The organism is Streptomyces shenzhenensis, assembly GCF_021462265.1.
GTDB classification, from domain to species: domain Bacteria; phylum Actinomycetota; class Actinomycetes; order Streptomycetales; family Streptomycetaceae; genus Streptomyces; species Streptomyces shenzhenensis.
On sequence record NZ_JAJONF010000074.1, the window covers coordinates 1 to 15,878 of the forward strand.

A 15,878-nucleotide genomic window follows, 5' to 3' on the forward strand; every position below is an offset into this window, starting at 1 on the left:
GAGCGATGAGTTTCCGAACGGCACAGGTTGGAGCTGTCGGGCCAGCGTCGGTGGCGCTGGAGCTCCCATGCTGTGACCAGGCGCAGGGTGAAGGCGTCGAGGTAGATCACGTGGTCCATGCACCCCGCCCGGCGCAGGCGCAGTCGGCCCTTGCTGCGGTCGAGGTCGGTTCGCCGGAGGTGGGCGAGCTGCCCGGGAAGGAGGGCGTAGATGGCGACGAGGGCGACCATGAGGCGGTCGCGCGGGTCGTCGAGGCGGTCCAGGAGTCCGGCGATGCGGTCGGAAGGCAGCGCGGTCGGCACGGATCGGCTGGTGGTGAGGGAGATGCTGCGGGCCGGGTCTCGGAAGACGAGGCGTTCGCGTTTGAGGGCCCTGAAGAAGGAGCGCAGTGCGGTGTGCAGGCGGCGGGCCTGGTCGCCGCGGAGCGGGTCCAGGGCGTCCTCGATGTGCTTCCTGGTGATCTCACGAGGATCGGTGAGCCCGTCGGCGATCCACGCTTCGAGAGTGCCCAGGATGGCGCCCACGTAGTTCTCGACGGTCTTGGGGCTGCGGGCCCGGCTGGAGGTGCTGCCCTGGCCGAGGAGTACGTCGATGAAAGCGTGCACCGATGTGGAGAAGGCCGGGCGGGCGATGGCCGTGGCGTGGTACCGGGCACGGGCGATGCACGGGTCGGTGGGCGGTTGCGCGGCGAGCAGGCCGCGCAGGCGGAGGTAGTTGATGACGCGGGCGCCCTGGAGGTCGGCTCTCATGGAGGCCAGGGCCCGGATGTCGCTCTCCTGGATGGGGGCGTCGGCGCCAAGGTGCCCGGTCACGATACGCAGGGTTCGGATGCTGCCGTTAAAGAAGTCAGTGTTCCATCCGCGGCCTCGCATGTACGCGGTGAAGTCAGTGACCAGGCTCTCTGCTGCCGCGGTGAGGGCGGGCGGCGCGCTGGTATCCAGACGGGTCCAGTCCCGGAGCAGGGACGGGAACAGTTCCAGCTGGGCGGGGTCCACGAGGTGCTCGGATAGTTGGCGTTCGGACTTGGCCCGGGCGCGGGCACGGCGTCGTTTGAGGGCGAAGCGGCCTTGGGGCGCCGCGGTGCCGGGCGCGAAACACCCGACGGCCAGTGCCGCGGCGTGGGGGCGGGCGAACCACAGCTGGTCGCCGTTCTTCATTGCGATCTGGGCGGTGTCGACCTCGGTTTCGGCAACGACGATCCGGCACCTGCGGCACATCCCGCCGCTGAGCATCAGCGTGCGGTGGCAGCGGTCGCACTCGGCCTCGCTGCCGCCGCGTTTGCGCATCTGGTGGCACCAGTTGGTGCACGGCGCACACATGACCCGGCGGTCGTTCGCCCAGGCCAGACAGTGTGTGCACTGTCCGCGCAGTTCAGGGTCTCGCTGTCCGCCCTGGCGGGTGGGGCCGGTTCCGCGCGGCGCGACAATCCTGCGTGGTGGGGGCGGTGCGAGCAGACCGGCACGGTCCAGGGCCTGTCCGAGGATCGGGCCGTTGTAGAGGAGGTCCTTCAGGGCCTCGGCGGCGACCTGGTGCTGATCGGGGTCGCGGGCCGCCAGCGCCAAGCGGGCGAAGCCTTCGAGCCGCCAGATCCACATGGTCCGGGCTCGTACCCGGCGCTCATCCGCCATCTGCTGCAGTTGCTGGGAGACAGCCTCGAAGCCGGGGATGTTCCGGTCGCCGACGCGGGCCGCGTGGGCGCGGGCGAACTGGCGGGCCGGGGTGGGGAAGAGCCCCAGTTGCCCCGGAACCTGGGGCGGGCAGACCCGGGGATCGTCGTGGACCTGCTCGGGGAGCCGAGCCCGTAACCACGAGGGGATGGCCGCTCGCCGCCCGGATTTGGCCTGGGGCATCCGCACCGGCCTCGCCCCGGGCAACGCGACCCCGTCGATGTCCAGGGCGAGCTGACGCGGCCGGCCCGGAGCGAGAGCTTCGTCGTGGAGCTCGCCCCACGCCCAGGAGTCGTCCTCCCCGAGGCGGACCGCCAGCAGGCAGGGCGCGCACACTCCCGCCCGCGTCACCGGCATGGTCCAGGCACATCGGCGGCACGGAGCCTCGCTCCAGCCGTCCCTGCCCGAGGACACGCGGATCCACGCCCACGCGCACCTCGGGCACATGGCGTTCCCGTTCACCGCCCCCCAACTCGCGCACGTCCCGCACGACCCGAGCAGCCCAAATCCCCTGGTCACCGGTCGCCCCGGTCAGTTCGGCGGCAGCGGACGCCGGGCTCCACCGCCGCCCGGCCGGGGAATCGGGCGCGCGGGCCCGCTCTCACCGACGGCGCGCTGCTCGGTCTCCGGGCGTCCCTCAGCCGCCGCCACCGGCTCGGCTTCCATCAGGTCCGCGACCGTGCACTGAAGGGCGGCGCAGATCTTGTCCAGGTCCTCCAGCCGGACGGTGACCGGCTTGCCCGACCACAGCGCGGCCACCTTGCTCAGGGACGGGGTGAACCCCACCTCCCGAAAAGCCGCCTGCAGCTGGGTCGGGCGCCAGATGTCGCGCTTGGCCGCGGCCCAGCGCAGGTTCCACTTCAAGGGATCACGCCTCCGTGCTCAGCCGGCGAACCGCTCGCCGGGAAGACTCCAGGCTCGCCCGCTCCGGGTCGCCCTTCGCGGTCGCGAGATAGCCGACCGTGGTGGATGCCCAGACATGGCCGAGCAGGACCTGCACGTCCCACAACGGCATCCCCGCCTCATAGTTGTGGGTCCCGCAGGCGTGCCGCAGGAGATGCGGAAACAGCTCGCTGACCGGGCCCCGCAGATACTCGTGCGAGGCCATCTTCAGCGCGCGCCGGAACGTGTCTGGCACCACCGGCGGGGCGAGCAGTCCGTCCATGCCGGCCAGCGACTTCGCCAGCCGCTCGGAAGGGAACAGCGGCGCCCGAGGGTCGCAGGGGTCATCGGGAAACTCGCCCCGCACCTCCTCGACGTACCACCACAACAGCGCACGGCCCTCTTCGAAGAGGAAGGCTTCGCGGTCCCGGGGGCCGGAGCCTCCGGCACCCTTGCCGTGAATCAGGAACCGGCCCCACTGCCCGTTCTCCCAGTGCACGTCCCCGAGCTGCACCTGGCAGATCTCCGCCGCACGCACCCCGGAGATGTACGTCAGCTTCGACATCACATAGTTCCGGACCGCCACCGGGTACTTCCGCGCCCGCGGCAACGCCTCCCGCCACGCGGCGAAGAACTCCTTCGTCGCCCGGGCCGACGGCGGGATGCGAAGCCCGAAGTCCCCTCGGTGGACCGGCCGGTTGAACGCGTCGACGGGGGACTCGACCACGGCGCCGAACCGACGGTGGATCTCACCGGCGTACCGCTGTTCCAGGAAGGCGTAGTAGAGGTCAATCCGGTTGATCTTCGACCGGACCGTCGTGTGCCGCGGCCGCTTACCCGGCCCCGCGAAGTACCTGTCCAGTTGCCGCGAGCTCAGATGCCACGGCATGACGTCGTAGTACGAGCAGATCTCCAGCACCGGCTGGACCAGCGACTCCAGCGTGCGAGGTGACAGGCCCGCGACGTCCCGGGCCCATACGTACTCGGCGAGGGAGTCCTGGAAGAGCGCCCGCTCAGCTTCCATGGACGAGGTCGCCGCGGTCTGTCGCTGGAGCGTCAGGACGTCAGCCAGGCCCGGCTCCGGCTGCACTTGATCGCCAGGCCGGTCCTTCACAGCTACGTCGCCACCCGTGATCAGGGAGAAGCGGCGAGTCCCAGAATCCGTCACAAGGAAGCAAATTACGGAGATAACTCCTGGAATCTGAGAGTAATCGTCAGATCCCCACACGATCGAGTGAAGGGTCCACCCGCGGCTCCGACCTGTATGAACAGCCACAACTCCCGCACGGAGCAGCTGAACGAACCCATCGGCGCTCCAGTTTCAGGGCGAAGACCTCGCCGTCGCCAACCATCGCCACTTCTGTGTCAACTCTGAGCGTGTTGCTGACACGGTTACATGGTGCCCCGGTTGGCGGAGGCTTGTTGAATCGCAATGACCTGTAAAGCGTCACGGCGCACGATCTGTTTGGCCGTGGATCGGTGCGACGAGGGGTACCAGTAGGAGCCAGCGGGTGGACGGGACACGGGCGGTCGCGATGTACCGCAGCTCCACCATGTACGCCGGTTCGTCGCAGGTGCGTGGCGCGAACTCGCGCAGGACGCTGTCAGCGTGCCCGGAGGCTGGACGGCAGTCTCTTGTGCAGAAGTGGCCTTCGGGGTGCTCCCGTTGTCATGGCTGGCGTCACTGGACGGGCTGCTGAGAAGGACTCCCCACGAAACACGGAACGTGTTGACGGGGTCGGCCGCTGGGGAGAGCACTCGGATGGGGTCTTGGGGGAGATGGTCAAACTCAGCTGTGAGGATGGGTGCGTAACACTCCTCGGGTTCTGCAGGCCATTGTCTATGAATGATCGATGGTACCGATCTTGGTTCGTTCGTGGACGGCATGAGAGGTGATGCGGGGCCGCTCTCGGCCCCGCATCACCTCTCTGGTTGTCAGTCCGGCAGCTTGTGCTTCTTCCTTCGGCGCCTCTCACCAAAGGAGGTCAGTGTGAAGATCGCTCCGATCACGACGGCGAAAGGTATAGTCCCGAGAGGGTCGCCGGTGGCCAGGGTCTCCACGAGGTAGAAGAGCCCTCCGACGATCAATCCCATGTAGATCGGATGCCTGGAAGCCCATCTGCGTGTGTATACACGCGGGTCTGTGAGCACTTTGGTTCCGTCCATCAGAAGTGGGGCCATCGGTGCATGAAGGCCCCGTGGCCTCCCCGCCACCAAGTACGGACACTTCGGATACCGGTCCGCACACCGCGGTAGTACTTCGCGCCGTTTCCGAACCAGTATCCCAGTAGTCCATAACGGGCTCCATGCCATGTACTTGCCCAGTAGCCCCCTATGTGGCGCTTACGCTTTTTGGTCCCGTAGTGGTAGGCGAGCCAGCCAGTGGCGGCGCCGGCGCCAGCTGCGCATGCGACTGCCCGGCCCAGCTGAGAACGGGAGAGGGTGCCGTGCGTGGCACGGCACCCTCTTAGTTCGTGCGGGTCAGAGTTGCCCGCCTACCTGATACGAGTTGTTCCTCCGGCTTCTCAATTGCTGGCGTGGCACTTGATCTGGGCGTCGATCTGCGTGGCGGTCCTGGCACCGTCACGGGTCCAGTACTGCCCATCAGAGACGTGAGCTGCCCCGGCCTTGCGGACGTCAAACACATCACCGGTGCCGTCCTCGGATCCGGCGAACGTAACGGAGACGTCGAGGTTCGCCGGCAAGGTCTTCGGTTGTTTCCCTGAAGACGTCTTCAGGAAATCGTCCGTGTTCCACAAGGTGACCACACCTCGCTTTCCCTCCGGGGTCTTCGGGCCGCTTGCCCGCCACAGCAGCTTTTCGGAGTCGCTGTCGTACACCTCGACCATGCCCACCTTGTCCGTAGGGCAGGTGGGCATCTTGACCTCGATGCGGGAACCGTCGATCCGGATGCCCGCCAGGATGGTCGTCGCCGGGTCGGACATGCTGTAGGCGCCGTATATCCACGTGCCGACAGCGGCGAGAACCGCCAGGCCGAGTACCGACCCCATCAGCACGAAGGGCCACACTGGTCGTTGCCGAGACTGGTTCAACAGGGATATCCCCCGTCTCTCCATCCGGCGCGGCGTTCCCACCTGTTGTGGCACGGGTTGCTTCCTGCTCTGAGGTACATGTAGGCGAATCGATATCCGTACCGCATCCATTGGTGCTTGTGGCGGTTCTCGTGCCGGATGCGGGCCCTGGAGGTGTAGTAGCTGTTGTTCCAGGTGGAGTATGTCGTGCCGAGGGTGGTTCCGCCGCGGGCGTGGAGCCCGTAGCCGCCGGTGCACACCCGCATCATGCCGTAGCGGTAGCGGCATCGATAGCCCAGATAGCGGCTCCCGATGTAAGCCAGGCCGACTCCGACGATGCGTGCCTGCTGGCGGTTTCGCCACCGGGAGTAGCTGTGGTAGGCGCGGCTTCCGTAGTGCCAGGCGAGTCTCGCGCCGATGCTGAGGTGGAAGCCCCAGAACCTGCCGTCGAGGTCGTAGCGGTTGATCGGGTCGCCGCCGCAGTACTCGTAGGCGTTGGCTGAGCCGCCCGGCACGGGGTCGATGGACAGGAAGCGTCCGGTGGTGGGGTCGTAGAGGCGTACTCCCATGAGGGTGGCGCCGGTGACCGTCTCGCTGGAGCGCTGTTTGCCGCCGAGCCAGCCGTAGCGGGTGGCGGTGGTGTCGCCCTCCGGGTTGCCGTACTCGTCGTAGGCGAGTGCGGTCGGGGCCTGGCTGGTGTCCAGGGGAAGCTCCACGGTGACGTCGCCGTGGATGTCGGTGAGCTGCAGGACGGTGTTGCCCGTGGCGCTGGTGATCGCGTCCAGGCCGCCGCTGCTGCCTTGGACGTTGCGGGTGATGGTGGTGCTGGTCTCCTGGATCCAGTCGGGGCTGTCGCCGTCGGCGCCGTAGTGGTCGGTCTTGGATCCGGTCTGGGTCCAGGTGCCGTCGCTGCCCTGGGTCTCGGTGGTCCAGGCGGCGAGGCGGCCGGCCGCGTCCACCGCCGCCAGCACCTTCAGGTCGCCAGCGATCCGACGTCCGCCGAAACGAGCCGAAGCTCCTGGACGCGGCCGCGGCCGTGTTCGTCCGTATGGGGGTCGACGCTCCCGTGCGGGAGATCGCCGCCGAATCGGGCCTCGGCATGGGCACCGTCTACCGCCATTTCCCCACCCGGGCGGACTTGATGGTCGCGGTCTTCCGGCACCAGCTCGACGCGCTCGCCGCTGCCGTCGGCAATCCAGCGGCTGCCGACACGCCCTATGAGGTCTTGCGGCGGTGGGTTCACCGGTTCGCCGACTTCCTGGTCACCAAGCACGGTCTCGCCGAGGCGCTGCACTCGGACCAAGCCGGATTCGAGGCCCTGCACGACGAGTTCGTCGAACGCCTGCTGCCCGTGCTCGACCAGCTGTTGAAAGCCTCTGCCTCCGCCGGCTGCACACGCGCCGACGTACGTGCCTACGACTTCATGCTTGCCATCGGCAACCTGTGCATCGGAGTCGAAACCTTTCCCGACTATCAGGCCCGCCGCATGATCGACCTGCTGCTCGCCGGCCTCGCCCAGACCGCCCCGGCACCGAGCTGACCTGGCGTCAGCGCGGATGGGCGCGGTGGTGCACCCCGACAGCAAAGCAGGCACAGGTCTTTGTGATCACGGAGTTGCGACGCTCTGTGATCAGTGGGGAGGCCTCTGCCTGTACTGCCAACATGGCTGACCGGCCCGCTCTGGGACCGATTCTCCGCGCTGCTGCCCGAGCGCCCGACCTGTGACCCGGGCCATCCGCCGGGCTGCCACCGCCCACGCATCAGCGACCGGATCATCTTCGATAAGCTGCTGCAGCTCCTGCGGTTCGGCTGCTCCTACCAAGCGATCGCCGACACGACCTGCTCGGCCACCACGATGCGCAATCGCCGCGACGCGCGACGAATGGATTGCGCTCGGTGTCTTCGCCCGGCTCAAGCAGGTCGCCCGGCCTCGTACGATCGGATCGTCGGCCTCGTGCTCGGCCAGATCGCCGTCGATGGCTCCATCACCAAGGCACCAGGTGGCGGTGAGGTCGCCGGACGTTCGCCAGTCGACCGTGGCAAACAGGGGCTCAAACGCTCAGGCATGACGGATGGTTACGGAATTCCGCTGGGCCGCGTGCTGGCCGGAGCCAACCGTCACGACTCCCCGCTCCTCGCCTCGACTCTGGATCGTCTGGACGACCTGGGACTTCTGTCGGACGACGTCACCGTGCACCTGGACGCCGGCTACGACTCTGACAAGACCCGCGCCCTGCTCGACGAGCGTGGAGACACCGAAGACGACGGTTGTGGTGACGGGCGAGAAGTGCCAGGCGGCCGCGTACGTCGCGTACAAGGGCGTCGGCGCGCTGGAGGCGGCCAGCAGTGAGACGACGACGAAGCTCAGCAGCACCAGCTCGCCGAGGCCGGGACACCGGGTGGGAACAGCGCTCTCGCCGGGTCGTGACGAGCCTTTCCGTGGAGGAATGCGCAGTGGTCACAAACACCTCGATGGGGGCGGGAGCGGGTTCACCGGCGGCTCGCGATGGCGATGTGCCCGCGAGGCAGGCGGCATGCCTCGGTGCTCCCGTCGGCAGCCGGTTCCCGAACCGGCTGCCGACGGGTCAGTGGGTCGTTCCAGGGAAGCGGCGAGCGGTGCGGTCCACCCGATACGGGCGGCTACCGTGCGGCACTGTCCGAGTAGGCGGCGACGGCCCGCACCTCCAGGAGGAACTCGGGCCGGGCCAGGCCGCTGACACCGATCATCGACCATGCGGGAAACGGCTCCTTGACGAAACGCTTCTTCGTCTTCAGGAAGCCCGCCAGGTGCTCCTGCATGTCCGGGTGGTAGCTGACGACCTCGACGAGGTCGGACATGGCCAGCCCTTCGATCCGAAGGACTTCCTCGGTGCGGCGCAGCACCCACTCGGTCTGCTCCTCGATGGTCTCCGGCAGGCTCCCGTCGGGCCGGTACCCGACCTGGCCCGCGATGAAGAGCAGGCCGTGGGCGCGGACCGCGGCCGAGTACTCGAACCGGGCGAACCCTCCGGTCGTCGCTCCGAAGACCTCGGAGTCCTTCGGGATGGTGACGGTGTACGTGCTCACTGGGGGTGGTCCTTATGCTGTAGACGGGTTGCGGGGGTTCCGCCCGCGGGCGGTCGGTGCGGGTCCGGGGCAGCTGCCCCATCGGGAGGAGAGCGCGGCTTCTTCCATGCGGGTCCGTCGAGGCGGGTTGCCGCGTTCACGGAGCAGTTCTCCGCCGACGGAGTAGCGCGGCCCGTTCGCGGGGAGCCTGGCCGCCTGGGTCGCCATCGCCTCCACGATCGAGCTGACCATCGACAGACGGGGACAGGCCTCGTGGATGGCGCGGGCCTCCTCTTCGGTCACGGTGTCCGGGACGGTTCCGGAGCCGATCACGCCCCCGAAGTCGACGCAGATCCCCTCCCGCAGGAGCAGGCTCAGCGCACCGCGGCGTACTGCGATCTGTGCCGTGGTGTGCAGGGCGATGGCCTCCCACGCGGCATCCACATCGGCGGCGGGCAGCCCCTGCGCGGTGAGGACGCCCACGAGAGCGATGGCACGCGTCTCGGGAACTCCCAGCATCAGCAGGCTCGTGATCGTCGCCGCTCGGGCCCCAAGGATCCCGTTCGACCGGTCGCTGTCCGCGATGGCGAACACGACGCCGTAGGCGACCTGGCTCAGAAGGCCCGCCGGCAGGCGCTGCGCGAACACGCCGCCGTCCTGGCCCCGTTTCACGAGGTCGGCGAGGAGCTCATCGACCGGCCCGAGCAGGCCGTGGATCGCCTCCCGTACTCGCCACGGCGCAGTGCCAGCAGCACTCGGTACCGGTGCGCGACCGGCCAGAGGCGGGCGATGAACTCGACCCACGTCGCGTCCGCTTCGGCGCCGGAGGCGTTGAGTTCGGTGAGCATGACCGTCAACTCGGTGACGGCCCGTTCCGTGAGTGTGCTGGCTCGACCGCCTCACCACCGCCCCGTCTCCAGGCAGCGGCTGACGCTGGTCGGACGCCGTCGGCGCCGCGGTCGCGTAGTGCATGTTGGGGCGGAGCTTGGTGCGGATCCTCCACTTCTCCAAGTCGGTGACGGAGTGCTGACCGCAGCGTCCTTGAGATGGGTCTCAACGCGCTGATCACAGGGTTCCGCGCGCTGATCCCCTCCTCCCGGCAGTGACCGCGTGGTCACAGCCCCGCTCGGCCGGCGGCGGCGTCGGCGTACCCGGCGGCCGGCTCACCGCCGTCGTCGGGCAGGTCGGCCCGCCAGAACCGCTGGTTTGGCCATCAGAAGTCCCCGGTGCCAGTACCCCGTTCAGGTGTGGGTGGAGAGTGCGAGTCCCCACCCGGCTGCTCACCAAGTGGTGGCGACTGCGCGGATCACCGTCCACCTGTTGGCCTGGCGGACGGTGATCGTACCCGCTGTGTCGGCGAACCGGTCGCACAAACCGACGATCAGCTGCGCCGGTAGGGGTCGGCGAACGGCTCCAAGGACTGGCGGACCTCCTGTTGGGCGGCGTCCAGGCGCGGACCAGGGCCGTAGTGACGGGCGCGGGCCTTGCCGTGCGGGGCCAGCCAGCCGATGCGGACCAGATCGCGGATGTCGCGGATAGCCTGCTGGTCGGAAAGGTCGGCGTCCTGCTGGTAGACGGTGCGGCGGACCTTTGAGCCCCAGAAGGCGGGAAGCAGGGCGTAGACAACGCGATCGTCCAAGCCGTCAGCGGCGGTGGCCTCGCCCAGGTGGACCCAGGCACGGGCGAGCAAGTCGGTGCGGCGCTGGGCCTGCTGGGCCTGGCGGTGGTGGGCGCCGAGGCAGAACCGGATCCACGGATGCGTGTCGCGTTCGGGACTCCAGTTCGGGCCACCGACCTGCTGGAGGACTTGGTAGTAGGCATAGGTGTTCTGACCGCGGCCCAGCCACTCCTCGATGCTGGAGAACTCCGGCGGCAGCATCTGCTCGGCCTCCCGGGCGAACACCAGCGTGGACAAAGCGCGTGACATGCGCCCGTTTCCGTCCTTCCACGGGTGGACGTTGACCAGGTTCAGATGCGCCATCGATGCGCGCACGTGCACGGGCGCGTCCAGGTCGCCGTCGTTGAGCCAGTCGATCAGCTCCGCCATCAGCCCCGGGACGTGTTCGCTATCGGGGGCGGTGTAGGCGGGTACGAGCGGGTCGTCGGGGCTGGTGACATACACCGGGCCGTCCCGCCAGCGGCCTGGGCGCTTGTCCAGGTGGTGTCCCTGGAGCATGAAGTGCAGTCCGCCAAGCAGGCCCGCGTCGTACCGGAACTCCGACCCGGCATCCGCCAGGGCCTGGATGTAGGTCATCGCACGCTGGTAACCCTCCAGCTCCACCCGGGTACGGTCTGCGGTCTCCAGCGGTTCCTCGCCGGCCATCAGCGCCTCGACATCGTCGACGGTCGCGGCGTAGCCCTCGATCGTGTTCGACCCGGCGATCGCCCGCGCCGTCAGGTTTCGCCGCAGCTGCCCCGACCACCGTGGCTGCGCACGCAGCTGATGCCGGAGTTTGTGCCGCATCTCCTCGATCTCCGCCAGGACGCGGTGGTCGTCGACATCCAGCGCCGGAGTGCTGTACAACATGACTCGATGACACCATGACTACATCATCATGTCAAGCGGCAGGTCCGTACAGGTCATGCCGCATTTCGGCCGGTGCCTGTTGTAGAAGTCTTCGAACTCCCCTCGGGGGTGCGGGAGATGGCGCTGGTTTCAGATCAAGGTCCGGTCCAGCAGTTCGCGACGGCAGGTCTGTACCCACTCTTCCTTGATCGCGTTCATGCGGGGCATCCGAATCCCGCTGAGCACGATCTCGATCTTCGCATCGGCCAGGACGGTGTCAAACAGAGCGGGGAACTTCCCGTCCGGGTCCCGCATCATGGACCGCGCCCAGCGCCCGACGCGAACCTTGCGTAGATGCTGTCCGAGGTGCCAGTGTCCGGGCCCTGGATGTAGCCGCCCTGGTCGAAGTGCTGAGGCGGGCCACCGCTCGCCCGGCGCAGGAGACCACCGTTTGCCGGCCGGCCGTCGACCCCAGATAGGTCCCGGACGGCGCGTTCGGGTTCGGAGATCCGATACCGCGTGACCACAACGTGGTCGCGGTCTGCCCGTCGAGGTGGTTCAGAGCCCTCCCGACGTTCCCGAATCGTGCTGAGCGTGCAGCCCGCGGCGGCCGTCACCTTCACCCGACCGGGAGGCGCTTCCAGGGGTTGTGAGAGACGATCTCTTGTGGTTCCGCTGAAACCGCATCTGACCAGCAGGTATCTGTGAAGGCGTAAAACCACGTGTGGGTATTGCCACACAGTGGGGGGCCGACGGTCCCGCTAGGGTCTGTCCACTGCCTACAAATTCACCGGAGGGGCCATGGCGTTCGGCTGGATCGACGAACAGGCGGAACAGCGCCGCCGCGCCGGACTCGTACGGACCCTGCGCCCCCGCCCCGCCGACTCGCCGCTGCTGGACCTCGCGGGCAACGACTACCTGGGCCTCGCCCGCCACCCCGAGGTCGCCGAGGGCGCCGCCGGGGCGGCCCGGACCTGGGGCGGCGGCTCCACCGGTTCCCGGCTGGTGACCGGCACGACGGAGCTCCACAGCGAACTGGAGCGCGCGCTGGCCGGATTCTGCGGGTTCGAGGCCGCCCTGGTCTTCTCCTCCGGCTATGCCGCGAACCTCGCCGCCGTCACCGCGCTCGGCCCGCACGGCTCCCTGATCGTCTCCGACGCCCTCAACCACGCCTCCCTGATCGACGGCTGCCGGCTGGCCCGGGGCGCCACCCAGGTCGTCGGGCACGCCGACCCGGACGCCGTACGCAAGGCGCTGGGCACCCACGACGGGCCCGCGGTGGTCGTCTCCGACACGGTGTTCTCGGTCGACGGGGACGCGGCACCGCTGGCCGCCCTCGCCGAGGCGTGCCGGGAGCGCGGTGCCGGGCTGCTGGTCGACGACGCCCACGGGCTCGGGGTCCTGGGCGACGGCGGGCGGGGCGGGCCGTACGCGGCCGGTCTCGCCGGCGCCGACGACGTGGTGGTCACGGCGACCCTGTCGAAGTCGCTGGGCAGCCAGGGCGGGGTCGTGCTGGGCCCGGCCCGGGTGATCGACCATCTGGTGAACGCGGCCCGGACCTTCATCTTCGACACCGGCCTGGCCCCCGCGGCGGCGGGCGCGGCGCTGGCGGCCCTGCGGCTGCTGCGCCGCGAGCCCGGACGTGCGGCGCGGGCCCGCGAGGTGGCCGCGGAACTGCACGCCCGGCTGACCGCCGCGGGTCTGGAAGCGGTGCGTCCAGACGCCGCGGTGGTCTCCGTGCGGGCCCCGTCCCCGGAGCAGGCCCTCCGGTGGGCGGCCGACTGCCGGACGGCAGGACTGGCCGTGGGCTGTTTCCGTCCGCCGTCGGTGCCGGACGGCATCTCACGACTCAGGCTGACCGCCCGTGCGGACCTTTCCGGAGCCGAGATCGAACGCGCTGTACGGGTGATCGGCAAGACACGACCATGAGTCGGCGTGACACGGCCGGGCCTGGCTCGCGAGCGGACAGGGAGTAGGGGATGGGCCGGGTGGGAGTCTGGTCGGTTTCGGTCGTTTCTGATCAGACTCTTCTGGGGTTGATCAGTCGGTGAGCGCGGCCAGGAAACCCGCCCAGCTCCCGGGGGAGAAGAGCAGCGCGGGTCCCGCCGGAGCCTTGGAGTCGCGCACGGCGAGCAGTCCGGCCGACGGGCCGGAGCGCGGCCGTGCCGTCTCCAGGCAGTTGTTCGCTCCGGTGCTGTAGCTGCTGCGCAGCCACCGCAGTCCGTGCAGATCAGCACTTGAAGGTACGTTCCGAGGCAGTGCGGTCATGGTGCCTCCTTACGCGCCGTCAGCTATTGCGGCGATGTAATCCAACGAGTCCTCGGGGGAAAGGGCGTGGATCCGGAGCGTGTCGAAGGCCTCCGTGTAGGCCTGGAGGTCTTCTTTCCGCTCCAGGTAGAGGCTACTCGTCAACTGGTCGATAACAACCACGTCCAGATCAGAAGTGCTCGGAAATGAGAAGATTACGAAAGGCCCGGTGATGCCGATATGCGCTCCGGCCGCGAATGGCAGCACCTGGAGCCGTACCTGGGGCAGCCGGGCCGCCTCCACCAGCCGCGCCAGCTGCCGCGCCATCACCCCGGGACCGCCCACCTCGCGGCGCAGCACCGCCTCGTCCAGGACCGCGTTCAGCTCCAGCGGCGGATCGTTGTGCAGCACGTCCTGCCTGGCCAGACGCACTTCCACCAGGGTGTCCAGGGCCTCGTCGTCACGCCTGTCCACGGCCGCCCGGGTCACCGCACGCGCGTACTCCGGGGTCTGCAGCAGCCCCGGCACGACCAGGGTCTCCAGGGTGCGCATCGCGCTGGCCTGTGACTCCAGGCTGATGAAATCCCGGTAGGCGGGCGGCAGCACCCCACGATAGGCGTGCCACCAGTGGTGGCGTCCCGCGGTGTCCTCCGACCCCGCCAACACCAGCAGCAACTCGCGCAGTTGCCCCTCGACGACGCCGTAGGCGTCCAGGAGTAACCGCACATCGGCCGGTTTCACACCGCTGGCGCCGGTCTCGATCCGGCTCACCTTCGACTGGTGCCAGCCCACCAGGCGGGCGGCCTCACCGCTGGTGAGGCCAGCGCCGGTGCGCAGTGTGCGCAGCTCGGCGCCCAGTTTCCGGCGGCGTACCGCGGGACCGTTCTGCATGGGCTACTCCTTACTCCTACCCAGCCGCCCGAACACGGCATGAGATGGCAGAGTTCACCGCTTTGAGCGACAGATATATGCATATCTTGGTGGATCGCTCCCCGTGACCGGCCGGGTAATGGCAGTCTGGCGAAGAAGCACCAGTCCGGGACCGTACTCGAACCATCCGCACCGTGTCGGACTCCGGTCCCGAGGAAAGGGACGACGTCGCCATGGCAGACCACCTGGAAGCATCCATCACTCTGCCGAGCGAACCAGCCTCGGTCTCGACCGCCCGCTCCTATGTGCTGGACGTCCTCGCGGAGTGGGGACTGCCCCCCGAGACGGAGACCGCGGACACCATCCGCCTCATCGTCTCCGAACTCGCCACCAACGCCGTGCAGCACACCTTCGGGCAGTCACCCACCTTCACGGTGGGCCTCGTGCTCGACCGCGACGCGTGGCTGCGCGTCGGCGTCACGGACGGTCATCCGCGCTTTCCCAGGAGACTTCCCGCCGCGGTCCAGCAGGACAACGGGCGCGGCATGGTCATCATCCGCTGGCTGACCGCCGAGTGCGGCGGCAGACTCCGTGTACGCCCCACCCGGGAGGGCGGCAAGACCGTCTCCATCGAACTCCCCTGGACGGTGCCGGCCGGCACCGTCACAGCGGCCGGCCAGCAGGAGCCGTAGCCCCGAGCTCCTGCCTGCCGGCCGCCGCTGGAACGGGTCAGCTGACCCGGCCGTACCAGACGCTGCGGGTCCAGATCTTCTGGAGCCTCACCACGTCCCCGGTGCGCGGGGCGTGCCAGATCCTTCCCTTCCCGGCATAGATGCCGACGTGGTACACGCTGGAACCGTAGTGGAAGAAGACCAGGTCCCCGGCCTTGCGGTGGCCGGCCGAGATGTGACGGGTCTTGTTGTACTGCTGGGCCGCCGTACGCGGCAGGGTCTTGCCCGCCTTCTTGAACGAGTACAGCGTGAGCCCGGAGCAGTCGAACCTGTTCGGCCCGGTGGCACCCCACCTGTAGGGAGCACCCTTCTTCGAGGCGGCGACCTGCAGTGCCTTCGTCGCCATCGTGGCTGCCGAGGCGTCGGAGGCGACACCCGGGATCACGATCGAGCCGCCCACGGCGGCGATGGTCAGCGCCGAGGCCGTACCGGCCCGGGCCATGAGCGACGGAACGCGATTGAGCGCAGTCATGCGCAACCCTTCGTCAGCCGCCTGTGAAGGATGACCTGTCGGATTCGGGCTGGCGAAGTTGCCCGGCCGTGTTGCCACGGCTTCACCCCAAGGGCCGCTCGGTCCGGTCATGGCGTGACCGTGCCGGCGACCCGGCTTGCTCGGGTCCTCCACTCCTGCCGATGCACTTCTGTCGACGGGTCAATCCAGGCGGCGGCAGGACTCGGCGTCCGCCCGGACCGCCCCGCCGCTGTGGCGGGGGCTTGTCGTCAGACAGGGATCTTCACTCACTCGTGTCCGAAAATCCCAACGGAACCGGGGATTTGTGGGGTTACTCACCACCCACCCGTTCGGGTGGACAGCCCTGTGTTCGATTCTCCGTCAACTGCCCTGCGTAGCCCCGGACCTGCGGGAAAGCCCCGCGCGGGCACCCCCGCACAGGCGGTC

At 68.7% G+C, this 15,878-nt stretch carries 17 protein-coding genes, 1 pseudogene and 1 riboswitch; of the genes and pseudogenes, 4 read left to right on the top strand and 14 right to left on the bottom strand.

The window, feature by feature from the left end; translation table 11 throughout:
• From LQ326_RS44285 to LQ326_RS48990, 6 genes are all read right to left on the bottom strand, one after another.
• On the bottom strand, positions 1–2,024 hold a 2,024-nt coding region (locus tag LQ326_RS44285), incomplete at its 3' end, for a site-specific integrase (RefSeq protein WP_234544793.1).
• A 174-nt stretch (positions 2,025–2,198) separates the two neighbouring features.
• Positions 2,199–2,531 carry a helix-turn-helix domain-containing protein gene (locus tag LQ326_RS44290; protein WP_234544794.1) on the bottom strand — a complete coding sequence of 111 codons (333 nt, stop codon included), beginning with the start codon at positions 2,529–2,531 and terminating at the stop codon, positions 2,199–2,201.
• Between the two features lie 4 nt (positions 2,532–2,535).
• Positions 2,536–3,573, bottom strand: a complete 1,038-nt coding sequence (locus LQ326_RS44295) for a site-specific integrase (RefSeq protein WP_234544795.1) — start codon at positions 3,571–3,573, stop codon at positions 2,536–2,538.
• Between the two features lie 911 nt (positions 3,574–4,484).
• Positions 4,485–4,730 (bottom strand): hypothetical protein, encoded by a 246-nt coding sequence (locus LQ326_RS44300; protein ID WP_234544796.1) that lies wholly within the window; start codon positions 4,728–4,730, stop codon positions 4,485–4,487.
• Between the two features lie 344 nt (positions 4,731–5,074).
• Positions 5,075–5,566, bottom strand: coding sequence for a hypothetical protein (locus LQ326_RS44305; protein WP_234544797.1), 492 nt, complete (start codon positions 5,564–5,566; stop codon positions 5,075–5,077).
• A gap of 32 nt (positions 5,567–5,598) precedes the next feature.
• Positions 5,599–6,540, bottom strand: a complete 942-nt coding sequence (locus LQ326_RS48990; protein ID WP_372497124.1) for an RHS repeat-associated core domain-containing protein — start codon at positions 6,538–6,540, stop codon at positions 5,599–5,601.
• 59 nt (positions 6,541–6,599) lie between these two features.
• Between LQ326_RS48990 and LQ326_RS44315 the strand changes: the two genes are divergently transcribed.
• Together LQ326_RS44315 and LQ326_RS44320 are read left to right on the top strand one after the other, a co-directional pair.
• Positions 6,600–7,121 carry a TetR/AcrR family transcriptional regulator gene (locus tag LQ326_RS44315; RefSeq protein ID WP_234544815.1) on the top strand — a complete coding sequence of 174 codons (522 nt, stop codon included), beginning with the start codon at positions 6,600–6,602 and terminating at the stop codon, positions 7,119–7,121.
• Between the two features lie 105 nt (positions 7,122–7,226).
• Positions 7,227–7,832, top strand: a pseudogene (locus LQ326_RS44320) (IS5 family transposase); the annotation flags it as partial.
• A 389-nt stretch (positions 7,833–8,221) separates the two neighbouring features.
• Here the strand turns inward: LQ326_RS44320 and LQ326_RS44325 are convergent.
• The 5 genes from LQ326_RS44325 to LQ326_RS48995 all read right to left on the bottom strand — a co-directional run bounded on the left by LQ326_RS44325 (position 8,222) and on the right by LQ326_RS48995 (position 11,450).
• Positions 8,222–8,647, bottom strand: a complete 426-nt coding sequence (locus LQ326_RS44325) for a RidA family protein (RefSeq protein WP_234544798.1) — start codon at positions 8,645–8,647, stop codon at positions 8,222–8,224.
• A gap of 12 nt (positions 8,648–8,659) precedes the next feature.
• Positions 8,660–9,274, bottom strand: a complete 615-nt coding sequence (locus LQ326_RS44330) for a hypothetical protein (protein ID WP_234544799.1) — start codon at positions 9,272–9,274, stop codon at positions 8,660–8,662.
• A gap of 20 nt (positions 9,275–9,294) precedes the next feature.
• The gene (locus tag LQ326_RS44335; RefSeq protein WP_234544800.1) at positions 9,295–9,474 is read right to left on the bottom strand and encodes a hypothetical protein; all 180 of its coding nucleotides are present in this window, start codon (positions 9,472–9,474) and stop codon (positions 9,295–9,297) included.
• Between the two features lie 533 nt (positions 9,475–10,007).
• Positions 10,008–11,153, bottom strand: a complete 1,146-nt coding sequence (locus LQ326_RS44340; protein ID WP_234544801.1) for a Fic family protein — start codon at positions 11,151–11,153, stop codon at positions 10,008–10,010.
• A 129-nt stretch (positions 11,154–11,282) separates the two neighbouring features.
• Complete coding sequence (locus tag LQ326_RS48995; RefSeq protein ID WP_372497125.1) at positions 11,283–11,450, bottom strand: hypothetical protein; 168 nt, start codon at positions 11,448–11,450, stop codon at positions 11,283–11,285.
• Between the two features lie 483 nt (positions 11,451–11,933).
• On the opposite strand from LQ326_RS48995, the gene LQ326_RS44350 reads away from it, so the two are divergent.
• Positions 11,934–13,061: an 8-amino-7-oxononanoate synthase gene (locus tag LQ326_RS44350; RefSeq protein ID WP_234544802.1), complete on the top strand. Its 1,128-nt coding sequence runs from the start codon at positions 11,934–11,936 to the stop codon at positions 13,059–13,061.
• A gap of 111 nt (positions 13,062–13,172) precedes the next feature.
• Here LQ326_RS44350 and LQ326_RS44355 read toward each other — a convergent pair whose 3' ends face one another.
• Together LQ326_RS44355 and LQ326_RS44360 are read right to left on the bottom strand one after the other, a co-directional pair.
• A complete protein-coding gene (locus tag LQ326_RS44355; protein ID WP_234544803.1) occupies positions 13,173–13,400 on the bottom strand; it encodes a DUF397 domain-containing protein in 228 nt (75 codons plus the stop codon).
• Positions 13,401–13,409: 9 nt separating this feature from the next.
• Positions 13,410–14,270 (bottom strand): helix-turn-helix domain-containing protein, encoded by an 861-nt coding sequence (locus LQ326_RS44360; RefSeq protein ID WP_234544804.1) that lies wholly within the window; start codon positions 14,268–14,270, stop codon positions 13,410–13,412.
• Positions 14,271–14,482: 212 nt separating this feature from the next.
• Here LQ326_RS44360 and LQ326_RS44365 point away from each other — a divergent pair, with 212 nt between their 5' ends.
• A complete protein-coding gene (locus LQ326_RS44365) occupies positions 14,483–14,941 on the top strand; it encodes an ATP-binding protein (RefSeq protein ID WP_234544816.1) in 459 nt (152 codons plus the stop codon).
• Between the two features lie 37 nt (positions 14,942–14,978).
• On the opposite strand, the gene LQ326_RS44370 is transcribed toward LQ326_RS44365, so the two are convergent.
• Positions 14,979–15,452, bottom strand: coding sequence for a C40 family peptidase (locus tag LQ326_RS44370; RefSeq protein ID WP_234544805.1), 474 nt, complete (start codon positions 15,450–15,452; stop codon positions 14,979–14,981).
• Between the two features lie 3 nt (positions 15,453–15,455).
• Positions 15,456–15,640, bottom strand: a riboswitch (cyclic di-AMP (ydaO/yuaA leader).
• Positions 15,641–15,878 lie beyond the last annotated feature (238 nt).